The 14,066-nt window shown below is 67.0% G+C and carries 13 protein-coding genes and 1 pseudogene; 7 read left to right on the forward strand and 7 right to left on the reverse strand.

Translation table 11 applies throughout. The features are described 5' to 3' along the window. Positions 1–448 precede the first annotated feature (448 nt). The gene (locus tag AC2VOK_RS03955; RefSeq protein WP_428899325.1) at positions 449–1,015 is read right to left on the reverse strand and encodes a hypothetical protein; all 567 of its coding nucleotides are present in this window, start codon (positions 1,013–1,015) and stop codon (positions 449–451) included. 528 nt (positions 1,016–1,543) lie between these two features. On the opposite strand from AC2VOK_RS03955, the gene AC2VOK_RS03960 reads away from it, so the two are divergent. The 3 genes and pseudogenes from AC2VOK_RS03960 to AC2VOK_RS03970 all read left to right on the forward strand — a co-directional run bounded on the left by AC2VOK_RS03960 (position 1,544) and on the right by AC2VOK_RS03970 (position 3,153). Continuing rightward, on the forward strand, positions 1,544–1,882 hold the full coding sequence (locus tag AC2VOK_RS03960; protein ID WP_343709393.1) for an STAS domain-containing protein: 339 nt from the start codon (positions 1,544–1,546) through the stop codon (positions 1,880–1,882). A 291-nt stretch (positions 1,883–2,173) separates the two neighbouring features. Continuing rightward, positions 2,174–2,842: pseudogene (locus AC2VOK_RS03965) on the forward strand (Crp/Fnr family transcriptional regulator); the annotation flags it as partial. 143 nt (positions 2,843–2,985) lie between these two features. Continuing rightward, entirely contained in the window at positions 2,986–3,153 is a 168-nt protein-coding gene (locus AC2VOK_RS03970) for a hypothetical protein (protein WP_428899326.1), read from the forward strand. Between the two features lie 495 nt (positions 3,154–3,648). On the opposite strand, the gene AC2VOK_RS03975 is transcribed toward AC2VOK_RS03970, so the two are convergent. The 4 genes from AC2VOK_RS03975 to AC2VOK_RS03990 all read right to left on the reverse strand — a co-directional run bounded on the left by AC2VOK_RS03975 (position 3,649) and on the right by AC2VOK_RS03990 (position 8,316). After that, positions 3,649–4,074, reverse strand: coding sequence for a hypothetical protein (locus AC2VOK_RS03975; RefSeq protein WP_343709395.1), 426 nt, complete (start codon positions 4,072–4,074; stop codon positions 3,649–3,651). Between the two features lie 383 nt (positions 4,075–4,457). Continuing rightward, positions 4,458–5,324 carry a carboxymuconolactone decarboxylase family protein gene (locus tag AC2VOK_RS03980; RefSeq protein WP_343709396.1) on the reverse strand — a complete coding sequence of 289 codons (867 nt, stop codon included), beginning with the start codon at positions 5,322–5,324 and terminating at the stop codon, positions 4,458–4,460. 40 nt (positions 5,325–5,364) lie between these two features. Further along, positions 5,365–6,738, reverse strand: coding sequence for a metallopeptidase TldD-related protein (locus AC2VOK_RS03985; protein WP_428899327.1), 1,374 nt, complete (start codon positions 6,736–6,738; stop codon positions 5,365–5,367). 48 nt (positions 6,739–6,786) lie between these two features. After that, positions 6,787–8,316 (reverse strand): TldD/PmbA family protein, encoded by a 1,530-nt coding sequence (locus tag AC2VOK_RS03990; RefSeq protein WP_428899328.1) that lies wholly within the window; start codon positions 8,314–8,316, stop codon positions 6,787–6,789. A gap of 58 nt (positions 8,317–8,374) precedes the next feature. Here AC2VOK_RS03990 and AC2VOK_RS03995 point away from each other — a divergent pair, with 58 nt between their 5' ends. Genes AC2VOK_RS03995 through AC2VOK_RS04005 form a run of 3 tightly spaced genes read left to right on the forward strand, consistent with a single transcriptional unit; the run spans position 8,375 to position 11,395 of the window. Then, positions 8,375–9,247: a carbohydrate ABC transporter permease gene (locus AC2VOK_RS03995; protein ID WP_428899329.1), complete on the forward strand. Its 873-nt coding sequence runs from the start codon at positions 8,375–8,377 to the stop codon at positions 9,245–9,247. Further along, the gene (locus AC2VOK_RS04000) at positions 9,234–10,058 is read left to right on the forward strand and encodes a carbohydrate ABC transporter permease (RefSeq protein WP_428899330.1); all 825 of its coding nucleotides are present in this window, start codon (positions 9,234–9,236) and stop codon (positions 10,056–10,058) included. Before AC2VOK_RS03995 ends, AC2VOK_RS04000 begins: the two co-directional genes overlap by 14 nt. Continuing rightward, positions 10,055–11,395 carry an ABC transporter substrate-binding protein gene (locus tag AC2VOK_RS04005; RefSeq protein ID WP_428899331.1) on the forward strand — a complete coding sequence of 447 codons (1,341 nt, stop codon included), beginning with the start codon at positions 10,055–10,057 and terminating at the stop codon, positions 11,393–11,395. Before AC2VOK_RS04000 ends, AC2VOK_RS04005 begins: the two co-directional genes overlap by 4 nt. Before the next feature lie 79 nt (positions 11,396–11,474). Here AC2VOK_RS04005 and rocD read toward each other — a convergent pair whose 3' ends face one another. Both rocD and ddaH read right to left on the reverse strand, forming a co-directional pair. Continuing rightward, positions 11,475–12,725, reverse strand: a complete 1,251-nt coding sequence (gene rocD, locus AC2VOK_RS04010; RefSeq protein ID WP_428899332.1) for an ornithine--oxo-acid transaminase — start codon at positions 12,723–12,725, stop codon at positions 11,475–11,477. Then, positions 12,722–13,609, reverse strand: coding sequence for a dimethylargininase (gene ddaH / locus AC2VOK_RS04015; protein WP_428899333.1), 888 nt, complete (start codon positions 13,607–13,609; stop codon positions 12,722–12,724). Before ddaH ends, rocD begins: the two co-directional genes overlap by 4 nt. Before the next feature lie 131 nt (positions 13,610–13,740). On the opposite strand from ddaH, the gene AC2VOK_RS04020 reads away from it, so the two are divergent. Further along, positions 13,741–14,066, forward strand: a 326-nt coding sequence (locus tag AC2VOK_RS04020) for an Rv2324 family transcriptional regulator (protein ID WP_428899334.1), incomplete at its 3' end; no start/stop codon positions are given.

The following is a 14,066-nucleotide window of genomic DNA, read 5'->3' on the forward strand; positions in this document are numbered from 1 at the left end:
GCCGCACCGCCTTGGCCTTGGTGTTCTCGTCGTACTTGCTTGGCATCGTGCCATCCTTCCCTCAAAAAAGGGTGTGCACGAAACCCGGGACGGTTCAAAAGACAGGGAAAGCCGCACCGAGAGAGACGTCGCGCGGGAGCGCTGGGATTCCCGGATCGGGCCGAACAGACGAAGCCTCGAAATCGACTCCTGCGGCAGCGCGCCGACCAGACCGCGACTTTGGTATCGATGAGCCCCTGCTTCGGCGCCGCGCGGATATTGACAACTCGACGGCCCCGGTCGGGGAACCGCGGCCGCGCGTGTCGGCCTGCCGTCCGATGTCGTCGCGCATGCCGTGTTCGAACTCGAGACCCAACCAATCGAATTGACGAAGCAGCGTCAACGTTGAACGGTATTGATGCGAGGTTCAGGCCCGGAAGGTCATTTCAGACTCTGATTTTCCAGCCGGCTATGGATTGAGGGCCGCGTCCCAGCGCGGAAGTGGGGCGTTGTGCGGCTGATCGTGCGCCGCCAACCCAAACGGTGCGGTGAGCAGCTGGCCTTCGACGATCTTGATCGCTCGCAGCTGCGGCGCGCGATCATCACCAACGTCGAGGCCCATCACCGGCTGCGCGGCGGTGTCCCCGAAGACACCATTCGGGCGCTCAAAAACGACTTCGGGATGATCCACGCCCCCGTGCAACCGTTCTTCGGTGACTGGCTGTACCGGCAGGCCGCCGCGCCGGTGCACAACGTCGGGTGATGGCTGCGCGCCCTGGCACTGCCCCGCGCAGTCCGCCGAGTGCGCGGCAAACGACTGCGCCCGGCGTTTTTCAACGTCGCCGCCCGGCTGGTGCGTCACCGCCGGCGTCGGCACCTGCGCAACACCGCTTGCGCTACCGCCCAGAAGCTTTCGATCGCAATCAGCCAATCCAACAGCGCAGCCACCACCAACCCGACCACCAAACAAGGTCATGACAAACCCGGCTGAAAAATCAGGATCAGATGAGTCAACGAAGGCGGCTACGCGGGGCATGTGAATGAATCAACGCGGCGCATTGACAAGGCTCGGATCAGCGTGTTACATAGGGAGCGCTGAGCACACAGCCGGTCTGGGACTGATGCCACCGCCTTATCGGCCGTGGCATCGCAAAGGCGAAGCCAACCGCCCGTATCTTGATCTGAATTCGTGTCACCCTGGAAATCCGCGGGCAACGCGCTCATTTGCTCACTCATCCTGAGTCTGCAAATCGTGCTATATCCGTCGCGGACGTGGACGTCAAGCGATCGATCCCGCGCGGACTGCTCAATGCGGTCGCGACTGACATCCGCACCGGCTCAGGGGTTGTCGACCGCTTCGACGCTGCGCCGCCATCGCCACCGGGACGCCAGTAACTGGTGGCGCTGAACCGGAGCTCCGAGTCGAAAACGGACTACAGTCCGTCGTGGCATGACCGAAACGAGCACACCAAACACCATGAAAATTCATCAAACCCGCATCCGCAGTACTGAGACCCTTTGCGCCGGTCGCGACGACTCGATCGGCAACGGCGACCGAGTAAGAATGCGGGAACACGGCCGCCACCAGACCACGGTGGTGACGATCAGCGGCGAAGTCGACGCCGCAGACAGCGACCGCGTCCGCGAATTCGCAAGTCGCCCAATACTGGTCGGCAATCCGTTGATCCTCGACCTGAGCGGCGTCAAATTCTTTGCTGCGCGGGCTATCTTGACGTTGATCGCCCTCGATGACGCCTGCCGAGTTACCGCGGTGCCCTGGGCCATAGTTCCCAGCCCCACCGTGAACCGGGTGCTTCGGCTCACCGACTGCGCCACCTCCCTGCCCACGGCGAGTTCGGTGCCCGAGGCGCTGCACCAGCTGACCACCGGTACCTGTTGTTGAGAACCGACACGCGGTGGAGACCACACCAGCGCCACACCATGCGGCGTAACCGCGCCGGGTTGGGCGATGCCAGCCAGACCGCGGCTACTTCTGCGGTGACCCGCTGCCCTCACCGGGCAGCCACTCAGGCCGGACGTCCCGGTGAGCTCCGAAGTGCAGGATTACTATGAATGTTCTAAGCGCCGCCGAACCGCCCCCGCTCCAGCCGCCATCTGCGTTGCCGCTGAGTTTTGAGCTGCCCATCGTGCTGCGGCAACCCTCGGTACCGTCCGCGATCCAGCAGGCAGCGCGATGACCGCGATATTGGCCCCGGCTGGGATCTTCCATGCGGTCGATCCTGCCGTAATCGCTACGTTGACTACGCAACTCCCGGCCGTACACTTCGCGCGCCACCAGGCGATCTTCGGCGAAGGCGAGGGCGGCGATCAGTTGTACATTGTTACCTCCGGCAAGGTGAAGCTCGGCCGCCGTGCATCGGATGGTCGTCACCATCTGCTCGCGATCGCGGGACCCTCGGACATGTTCGGTGAACTCTCCATCATCGATCCCGGCCTGCGCTCGGCGAGCGCGACCGCCCTCACCGACGTGGATGCCGTCGCGATGCACCGCAACACCTTTTGGGCATGGGTCGCCGATCGCCCCGAGATCGCGGGGCGGCTGCTGCGCGTGCTGGCTCGGCGCGTACGCCGCACCGAAGACGATCTGTCCGACCTGATTTTCACCGATGTCGCGGGCAGAGTCGCCAAAGAACTGCTCCGTTTGTCCCAAAGGTTCGGCGCCCAGGACAACGGTGTGGTGCACGTCACCCACAACCTGACCCAGGAAGAAATCGCCCAACTGATCGGCGCCTCCTGCGAAGCGGTCAACAAAGTCGTCACCGAGTTCACTCAGCACGGCTGGATCCGACCGGAAGGCGAAAGCATGCTGATCATCGACTCCGAAGCCCTGGTACGCCGCGCCCACCTGACAACTGTGTCAAACGGGCGGCAGTCGCCTACCGTCGACAGATACGACCACGACGAATCATTCACGCCCCCAATAGGAAACAACCGGAGTCGATCATGGGCATTCCCAGCACAGGTAGATTGATCACCCAATACGGTGTGCAGACACCGAACAGCAGCAGCAGCATTCTGATGGTGACCACCGACCGCGCTGAGGCCGAACACTGGCTGGACTCGATCATCGACGGCAGCATCGTGCAACGAACCATCTCCTACAGTAGCTGGCAACGCGAAGACGACGACGGCGACCTTGCACTGACCGGATGAAGCACACCGCGCACCAATATCAGTGGCACAGTCCGAAAGCTGATGCGAGGCAGGTCAACCCGAGTTATCAGACTCAGTGGCCCGGCTCGTGAACAGGGATTCACCAATACCAAAGTCGCTGAATGCCGTCAATACCGGGGCGCACTGCGACGACCCGCTGCAGATCCTCGCCAACCTCCACACTGCCGCCGAAAGACTGAACGCCATCCGCGGCAAAAAAGGTCGACAGATGTTCTGCCACAGTTGATTTAGCTACGATCGCTTCGATTATGCCGCCGACATCAACCCGCCTGCGTATGCAGCTCACACCCGATCAGGCGTGCGGCGCCAGCTCAGACCTATGTGTCGTGGAATCATGCAGTCTGTCGGTATTCCGGTGGCGGCCGGACTGGAATCGCCACGTGGGCAAAGCCATTCGTTCGTCACAGAGATGACGTCGTACCCCGCGCATCGCGCCTGCCCGTGATGCCACAGGCGAAGGAACCTCTCAGCGGGTTACTGAGCGGCCTGCAGCGGCGGGGGCTGGTGCGCGAACTCGTCCTTGATCTTGGGAACCATGTCGGGGGCGTAGGTGAAAATCGCCGCCTCAACCTCGTACTCGGCCTGGTCCGCGTTCATCGGCGTGCCGTCGTTCACCATCTTGACCAGGGACTTGGCGGTCGCCATCGGATCGGAGGCGGTACGCACCTGAGTGGCGAACCACTTGCCTTCGGCGACTATGTGGCAGTCGTTGAAGTCGGTGCCGTGGATCATCTTGTTCTGCGCCAGCAGGTTGATGTACTGCTCGTCCTGCTCACTCAATGTGCAGCCCGCCCATGCGCGCGGTGCCGAAGCGACGCCCTGGCCCACCATCAGGGCCATGAATCCGGCGCCGGCAGCCCCCACCGACAACGCACGTATGCGTGAGCGAGTGGTTGTCATGTCAAAACCTCTCTCTGCATGGGAACGACCTCGCTTTCAGCGCGTATTCCACGTCGAACACGGGCAAAGCCCAAAGTCGTTCGCCCCTCGACCGGAAGTCGCACGGCGGCCGATCATCGTCTCAAACAGATGGCGCTGCCGTGCAAAGTCAACGCCACCGATGGCATCGGTGCCAAGAAACGATCTTAGCTGGCCGCAACCAAACGCCGGCGGGCAGCGGAGCTAACACTCGATTTCGGGCACATGAACGGATGGTTGCCATTATTTGAACCAATGAGCGTCCCGGAATGATTCAACCAACCGCGGTGGGATTCAACTTGCAAGTGCGACAAGCACTTAACCTTAACACCGCGGCGGTTCCCCGTACAGCCGAACCGCCGAAATCAGCTGAACACGGTCCGGCCGTCGGCGTCGAGCAGATAGTGCTCGGTACCCTGCTCGACCCGTGCCGAGTCGGCACCCAACGACACTGCGACCTTGTTGCTGGCGTTGCGCATGATGTCGAAGGTGAGCTCGACGGCCTCGGCCTCCGAGAAGCGAGAGCGCACCTCGGCGACATCGTCGGCGGCGAGGCGCGCAGGCGTCCAAATTAACCCATCCGCGTACCGCAGCGCCGCTTTTGCACGCGCGTCCAGCTGCGTCGACGTCGCGAAGCGCTCGATGTCCTCATACAGCGACTCCGAACCCCCGGCCGCAAGCGCGGTGCTCTCGCGCAGCGACTTGCACAGCCGGCAGTGGTGCTGGGCCGCGCCGCGCAACCGGACCACCTCGGAGGTGACGGGATCCAGCGCGCGCATCCGGGCCACCGCGGGCAGAAAGTCATTGAACACCACATCGGCGGGATCGGTGCTGTGATCCCAGGTCACCGGGTCGTTCACCCAGCCCAAGTACTCCGAGCCCACGCCGAGCGCCTCAAAACCGGCACGCACCCGCGGGGCGAAGTCGGCGATGTAGATCGCCACCACGACACCGAAAGCGCGGTCCCCCAACTGTTTCAACAGCCGGGATCGTTGCTCGCCGGTGATCGCCGAGACGTCGGCGCTGAACTGCTCGGCGAATTCGGCGACGACGGCGTCGGCCTCCGAGTCGGGTTCGCTCACCTCGACTTCCGCGGGCAGCGGCGGCAGCGACAGCGTGCGCGCGCACACCCGGCGAACCAGCGCCACAATGCGGCCGTCGTCGAGGGACGGCGGGGCCAGGGCCACCAACCGCGTCAACTGGCCGTGTCCGAGCGCAACCGGGGCCGTCATTGGTCACACGCTAGAGCGCGTCGGACCGCGGGGCAATCGGCTACTGCGCCTGGCTCACCGATGACATGTGGAAGTCCGGTATCCGCAGCGAGGGCATCGCGGCCCGGGTGGCCCAGTCCCCCCACTCCCGCGGCAGGGTCTTCTCGCTGACGCCGGCCTGCGTGGCCCGCCGCAGCAGGTCCAGCGGGCTCTCGTTGAACCGGAAGTTGTTGACCGCCGCGCTCACCTCACCGTCCTCGATCAGATACACCCCGTCGCGGGTCAGCCCGGTGAGCAGCAGCGCAGTGGGATCCACCTCGCGGATGTACCACAGCGTGGTCAGCAGCAGTCCGCGCTCGGTGGCCGCGATCATGTCCGCGAGGTCGTCCGACCCGCCGGTCATCACCAGGTTGTCGGCGGCGACGGCCACGTCGGCGTCGAACCTCGCGGCCGTGGCCCGCGGGTAGGCCAGCGCGTTGATCACCCCGTTGCGGATCCAGTCCACCTGCCCGATCTCCATGCCGTTGTCGAACACCGACACCGTCTCCGAGGAGTTGCTCGCCGCGACGAACGGCGCGCACGCCAGGCCGGGGGCCATCGGATCGGAGAACAGCGTCAACGGCAGATCGGTGAGCCGCTCCCCCACCCGGGTCCCACCGCCGGGCGCCGAAAAAGCCGTCCGGCCCTCCTGCGCGCCGCGGCCCGTCATCGACCACGCCAGGTAGACCATCATGTCGGCCACCGTTGAGGGGGGCATGATCGTCTCGTAGCGTCCCGCGGACAGCTCGACCCGGCGCTGCGCCCATCCGAGCCTGGTCGACAGCTCCTCGAGCAGCAGGTCGACGGGCACGTCGACGAAGTCGGCCGAGCCGATGCCCGCCCAGGCGCTGGCGTCACCACGCTTGGCGTTGATCTCCACCGCGCCGGTCGGCTGGGTGTAGCGCCGCCGCAGCCCCGTCGACGACGCCAGAAAAGTCGTCGCGACGCTGTGGTGGGCGAACCCGTACAACACGTCGGCGCCGACGAACCCGCGGCTCAGCGACCCGGCGAGGTCGGCGAACACCTCGGCGCCGGTGCCCGGTACCGGCGCGTCCCAGTCGAACGGCGCCCCGCCGTCGGTGATCAGGGGCGCGACGTCGCCGGCCTCCGGCGCGCAGCGCGCCGCCTCCTGGGAGGCGCCCACCTGCCCGGAAATCACCCCCGGGTCCGCCTCGGCCGACGTGATCGTGCCGACGCACGCGCTCTCCCCGGTGCGCACGACGGAGATCACGGTCAGGTGCCGGCTGACCGAGACCCCGTTCGTGGTCATCGAATTCCCGGCCCAGCGCAGCGTCGCCTCGACCCGGTCGGTGAGCAGCACCATCGTCTCATCGGCGCGCCCGAGCCGGACCGCCTCCTTCAACGCGATGTTGACGGCGTGTTGCGGGCTAATCATCGGCGCCACTCCTCAGCATCGGTGCGCTCTGCATCGTCGCCGGCGCGATCACCGGCCGCCCTCCGTGCGGGTGTTGAGCACGTTGACGCCGCGGAACAGTGCCGACGGGCAACCATGGCTCACCGCGGCGATCTGTCCGGGCTGGGCCTTGCCGCAGTTGAACGCGCCACCGAGCCGCCACGTCGACGCACCGCCGACGGCTTCCATGGAACCCCAGAAGTCGGTCGTGGTGGCCTGGTAGGCAACATCCCGCAGCTGCCCGTCCAGGCGGCCGTCGCGGATCCGGAAGAACCGCTGGCCGGTGAACTGAAAGTTGTAGCGCTGCATGTCGATCGACCACGACTTGTCACCGACGATGTAGATACCGTTCTCGACGCGCCCGATCAGGTCAGCGGTGGCGAGGTCCTCGGCGGCCGGTTGCAGCGACACGTTGGCCATCCGCTGGATCGGCACATGGTGCGGGGAGTCGGCATACGAACACCCGTTGGAGCGGGCCTGCCCCATCCCCCGCCCGAGTCTCAGCGCGAACACCCGGTCCAGTTGGTAGCCCACGAATATCCCGTCGCGCACCAGGTCCCAGCTTTGCGCGGCCACGCCCTCGTCGTCGTAACCCACGCTGGCCAGGCCGTGTTCGACGGTGCGGTCGGCGGTCACGTTCATCACCGGCGACCCGTAGCGCATGGTGCCCAGTTTGTCCGGCGTCGCGAACGAGGTGCCGGCGTAGGCGGCCTCGTATCCGATGGCGCGGTCGTATTCGGTTGCATGCCCGATGGATTCGTGGATGGTCAGCCACAGGTTGGTCGGGTCGATCACCAGGTCGGTGGGCCCGGGCGACACGCTGGGCGCCTTGACCTTCTCGGCCAGCAGCCCCGGCAGCTGGGCGAGTTCGTCGGTCCAGTTCCATACGTCGTCGCCGGCCAGCGCCTCCCAGCCCCGGCCCATCGGCGGCGCCAGCGTGCGCATCGAGTCGAAGCTGCCCGCCGCGGTGTCGACGGTCACCGCGTCCAGCGACGGCATCACGCGCACCCGCTGCTGGGTGATCGACGACCCGAAGGTGTCGGCGTAGAAGGTCTGCTCCTTGACGGCGTTCAGAGAGGCCGACACATGGTCGACGCCGTCGGCACTGAGCAGCCGCCCGGAGTACTCCTGCAGCACCGCGACCTTCTCGGGTGCGGGGATACTGAACGGGTCGATCCGGTAACTCGAGCACCAGGTCGCCTCGGCATACACCGGTTCGGGCGCCAGCTCGACGCGTTCGCGGTTCAGCGCCGCCAGCGTGGTCGCCACCTGCACCGCGCGGCGCGCGGTCTCGGCCGCAACGGCCGGCGCCAGCTCGGTGTGCGAGGCGAAACCCCAGGTGCCGTCCACGATCACCCGCACCGCCAGGCCGACCTCGCGGCTGACCACCTCGGTCTCGAGCTCGCCGTCACGCAGCGCGATGATCTCGGTGCTGATGCGGTGAACCCGCAGGTCGGCGTGGCTGGCCCCGGCCGACTTCGCCGCCGACAGCGCGGCGTCGGCCAACTCGTGGCGCGGCAGGTCCAGGAAGTCGGCATCGATCTCCCGGGTCGGTGTCACGACTCCACCGTAACGACCGCTGCCCACAAAACCCGCCGGCGCCCGCTTTAATACACCCATGCCCGACGTGACCCGTCGATCCACCGCGCTGGGCTATGCCTTGCTGGCACCCAGCCTGTTCGGTGTGGCCGCGTTCCTGCTGCTGCCCATCCTCGTGGTGGTGTGGCTCAGCCTGTACCGGTGGGATTTGCTGGGACCTCTGCGCTACGTGGGCCTGGCCAACTGGCGCTCCGTACTGACCGACTCCGGCTTCGGCAGCTCGCTGATCGTCACAGCCGTGTTCGTGGCGATCGTGGTGCCCGCCCAGACGGTGCTGGGGCTGGCGGCCGCCGCGATGCTGGCGCGCCGGCTACCGGGCACCGGGCTGTTTCGCACGTTGTACGTGCTGCCGTGGATCTGTGCCCCGCTGGCCATCGCGGTGCTGTGGCGCTGGATCCTGGCGCCCACCGACGGGGCCGTCGCCACCCTGCTGGGGCACCGCGTCGAGTGGCTCTCCGACCCCACCCTGGCGCTGCCGCTGGTGTCGGCGGTCGTCGTGTGGACCAACGTCGGATATGTCTCGCTGTCATTCCTGGCCGGTCTGCTGGCGATCCCCGACGACATCCACGCCGCCGCACGCACCGACGGCGCCACCGCCTGGCAGCGGCTTTGGCGCATCACCCTACCCTTGCTGCGGCCGACCACATTCTTCGTGCTGGTGACCGGGATCGTCAGCACCGCACAGGTTTTCGACACGGTCTATGCGCTGACGGGCGGCGGACCGGCCGGCAGCACAGACCTGGTGGCCCACCGCATCTACGCCGAGGCGTTCGGCTCGGCGGCCATCGGGCGGGCATCGGTGATGGCGGTGGTGCTGTTCGTCATCCTCATCGCGGTGACCCTGGTGCAACAGTTCTACTTCCGGCGCCGGATCAGCTATGACCTCACCTAGCCGGCTCAGCGGCGCGGCGATCTACGTCGCGCTGGCGTGCGGTGCGCTCATCACGTTGGCGCCGTTCGCGCTCGGCCTGCTGACCTCGTTCACCTCGGCCCACCAGTTCGTCACCGGCACACCGCTGCAGTGGCCGCGCCCGCCCACTCTGGCCAACTACGCCGACCTGGGCGGGGTCGGGTTCGGCCGCGCGGCGGCGGTGACCGCGCTGATGGCCGCGGTGATCCTGCTCGGGCAGCTCACCTTCTCTGTGCTGGCCGCCTACGCGTTCGCGCGGCTGCACTTTCCCGGGCGCGACGCGTTGTTCTGGGTGTACATCGCGACGCTGATGGTGCCGGGCACCGTCACGGTGGTGCCGATGTATCTGATGATGGCCCAGCTGGGCCTGCGCAATACGTTCTGGGCGCTGGTGCTGCCCTTCATGTTCGGCTCCCCCTACGCGATCTTCCTGCTGCGCGAGCACTTCCGGATGATCCCGAACGACCTGGTCAATGCCGCGCGCCTGGACGGGGCCAACACGCTGGACGTGATCGTGCACGTGGTGATCCCGTCCAGCCGGCCGGTGCTGGCGGCGCTGACGCTGATCACCGTCGTCTCGCAGTGGAACAACTTCATGTGGCCACTGGTGATCACCAGTGGCCACAAGTGGAGGGTGCTCACCGTGGCCACCGCAGATCTGCAGTCGCGGTTCAACTCCCAGTGGACGCTGGTGATGGCGGCTACGACGGTCGCGGTCGTTCCGCTGGTCACGCTGTTCGCGGTGTTCCAGCGCCATATCGTCGCGTCGATCGTCGTCTCGGGGCTCAAGTGAACCGGCCACGGTTTTCCACGCTGGCCGCCGCAGCCCTGCTGCTCGTCGCGGTGCTGCTGGCCGCGACGGCGGTGCTGCTGGACTACTCGGGCGAACCGCACGCCGGCAAGATCGTCGTGCGGGTGCGGTTCTGGGCGGAGCCGATCGCGCAGGCCTACCGGCAGTCCTTCGAGGCGTTCAACCGCGCGCATCCCGGCGTCGAGGTCCGCGCCGACATGGTGGCCTACCCGACCTACTTCGACACCCTGCGCACCGACGTGGCGGGCGGCAGCGCCGACGACATCTTCTGGCTGTCCAACGCCTACCTCGCCGCCTACGCCGACGGCGGCCGGTTGATGAACATCGGCAAAGCCCTCGGCCCGGACGCCGCCGAGGACTGGGAACCCGCGGTGGTCGACCAGTTCACCCGCGGCGGTGTGCTCTGGGGCGTGCCGCAGTTGACCGACGCCGGCATCGCGGTGTACTACAACGCGGACCTGCTCGGCGCTTCCGGCATCGATCCCATGCGCCTGGACACCCTGCGGTGGAGCCCCGACCCCGGCGACGACACGCTGCGCCCCCTGCTGGCCCGGCTGACCATCGACGCTAACGGAAGAACAGCGGAGACAACGAAATTCGACCCCGGACGGGTCAGGCAGTGGGGATACAACGCGGCCAACGACCCCCAGGCCATCTACCTGGACTACATCGGCTCGGCCGGCGGAGTGTTCCAGCGCGGCGACCGGTTCGCCTTCGACAACCCCGCGGCGATCACGGCGTTCCGCTACCTGGTCGGCCTGATCAATGCCGACCACGTCGCGCCGCCGGCCTCCGACACCAACGACAACGGCGATTTTTCCCGCAACCAGTTCGTGGCCGGCAGGATGGCGCTCTTCCAATCCGGCACCTACAACCTCACCGCCGTGGCCCGCGACGCCCGCTTCCGCTGGGGCATCGCGATGCTGCCGATCGGCCCCGCGGGCCGGGTCAGCGTCACCAACGGCATCGCGGCGGTGGGCAACGCGGCATCCAAACATCCCGGGGCGGTGCGTGAGGTGCTGGCGTGGCTGGGCAGCAGGGAGGGCAACGCGTACCTGGGCCGCCGGGGCGCAGCGATCCCGGCCGTGCTTTCGGCGCAGCAGGTCTACTTCGACTACTGGGCCGCCCGCGGCGTCGACGTCACACCGTTCTTCTCGGTGCTGCGCGGCCCGCGGATCCCGGCGCCGGGCGGCCCCGGCTTCCCCGCCGGCGAGGTGGCCCTGCAAAGCTACTTCGACGAAATGTTCCTGGGCCGAGGCGATGTCGCGGCCACCCTGAAGCGGGCGCAGGAGGCGGCCAACGCCGCCGCGCAGCGGTAGTTCACCCACGCAGCACCAGCACCGGGGTGCAGCGGACACGTTCTACGCTGGGCGACCTCGTGTGCGCAGGATCAGCGGATCAGGCGGCAGCCTCCCGCAGCACCGCAGCAAACTGCTGAACCGCCCAGTCGATCTCCGCCGCGGTGATCACCAGCGGCGGCGCGAACCGCAGCGTCGAGCCGTGGGTGTCCTTCACCAGCACGCCCCGGTCGGCCAGCCGCAGGCTGATCTCCTTGCCGGTGGCCAGCGCCGGTTCGATGTCGACCCCGGCCCACAGCCCGAAGCCGCGCACCGCCACCACACCGTGACCGATCAACTCGGCCAGCCGCCGGTGCAGGTGACGACCCAATTCGGCCGAGCAGGACTGGAATTCGCCGCGCGCCAGCATGGAGACCACCGTGGTGCCGATCGCCATGGCCAGCGGGTTGCCACCGAAGGTCGACCCGTGCTCGCCCGGATGCAGCACGCCGAGGATGTCGCGGTCGGCGACCACCGCCGACAGCGGCACCACGCCGCCGCCCAGCGCCTTGCCCAGCAGGTACACGTCGGGTGTGACGCCCCACCGGTCGCAGGCGAAGGTGTAGCCCGTGCGCCCCAGCCCCGACTGGATCTCGTCGGCGATCATCAGCACGTTGTGCTCGCTGCACAGCGCGCGCACGGACGGCAGGTAGTCGTCCGGCGGGACGATGATGCCCGCCTCGCCCTGGATCGGCTCCAGCAGCACCGCGACCGTGTTGTCGTCGATGGCCTGGGCCAGGGCCGCGACGTCGCCGTAGGGCACCGAGCGGAAGCCCGGCGTGAAGGGTCCGAAGCCGCCGCGCGCCGCGGGATCCGAGGAGAAGCTGACGATGCTGATCGTGCGGCCGTGGAAGTTGTTCTCGGCCACGATGACATTCGCCTGACCCGCGGGCACGCCCTTGACGTCGGCGCCCCATTTGCGGGCAACCTTGAGCCCGCTCTCGACGGCCTCGGCGCCCGAATTCATCGGGAGCACCATGTCTTTGCCGCACAGCCGTGCCAGCGCAGCACAGAACGGCCCCAGACCCTCGGCGTGGAAAGCGCGGCTCACCAGCGTCACGGTGTCGAGTTGCGCGTGCGCCGTCGCGGTGATCTCGGGGTTACGGTGGCCGAAGTTGACCGCCGAGTAGGCGGCCAGGCAGTCCAGATAGCGCCGACCGTCGACGTCGGTGATCCACACCCCCTCGGCGCTTGCCGCCACCACGGGCAGCGGCGAATAGTTGTGCGCCGCATATTTGTCGACCAACGTGATCGCGCTCTCGGTGCGGTTCGTGATGACCGCCTCCGCGGCCGGGGCGTCGAGAATCGTCATGAGAACACCTCCAATGTGCAGCATTTGACTGAACCGCCGCCCTTGAGCAGCTCGGATAGGTCCACGCCGACCGGCTCGAAACCGGCCTCACGCAGTTGTGTCGCGAAATGGCTTGCGCCAGAAGGAATGACAACGTGCAGGCCGTCGGAGACTGCGTTGAGCCCCAGCACGTAGGCATCGGCGCTGCCGACCACGATAGCAGCGGGGAACAACGCACGCAGTTGGTCGTGCGCCGCCTCGCTGAAGGCCGGCGGGTAGTAGGCGATCGTGTGATCGTCGAGAACGGCCAGCGCGGTGTCCAGGTGGTAGAAGCGCGGGTCGACCAGCTCCAGGGACACGACCGGAAAGCCGAGCGCCGCCGAGATCTCGTCGTGCGCGCGCCGGTCGGTGCGGAAGCCGTACCCGGCCAGGACGATGTCACCAACCATCAGCAGATCGCCCTGCCCCTCGTTGACGTGGCGGGTGGACAAGGGCCGGTAGCCCCGCGACGACATCCACGCGGCGTAGGCGCGCACCTCGCCGGCCCGCTCCGCGTACCGGAACTTGGCGACGATGGCGATGTCGTCGGCGACGAATCCGCCGTTGGCCGCGTACACCATGTCGGGCAACCCGGGCACGGGCTCGACGATGTCCACGTGGTGGCCCAGCGACAGGTAGGTCTGGTACAGGTTCTCCCATTGCGCGTGCGCGACGCCGACGTCCACGGGCGTGCTCAGGTCCATCCACGGATTGATCGCGTACTCGACGGCGAAGAAGGTCGGTGGCGTCATTGCGTACCGACGGACCCGCGGGGTGCGGGTGCGCTTGGGGGCCTCGGCGTCGGGCCGAGTCACATACGCGGGCGCGGCGACCGGCGCCGGCTCCGCCACATAGTAATCCGTCACAAATCCACGATATTGGAGCGCATGCAGACAATCAATCGACGAATATTGCGTCTTATACGCGTATTTGTTGCGCTAGAGTGGGTCTAGCGGTTGTTTATTGTCCGTCGACGAAATGGGAGGGCGTGACCGGTATGGACAGACTCGACGAGACTGACGAGCGCATCGTGGCGGAGCTGACCGACAACGCGCGCGCGACCTTCGCCGAGATCGGCGAGACGGTGAACCTGTCGGCGCCCGCGGTGAAGCGGCGCGTCGACCGGATGCTCGACAGCGGGGTGATCAAGGGCTTCACCACGGTCATCGACCGCAATGCGCTGGGCTGGAACACCGAGGCCTACGTGCAGGTGTACTGCCACGGCCGGATCTCGCCGGCCGAGCTGCGGGCGGCGTGGGTGGACATCCCCGAGATCGTCAGCGCGGCCACGGTCACCGGAACGTCCGACGCGATCCTGCACGT

The sequence above is a fragment of the Mycobacterium sp. TH-M116 genome, from assembly GCF_057473685.1.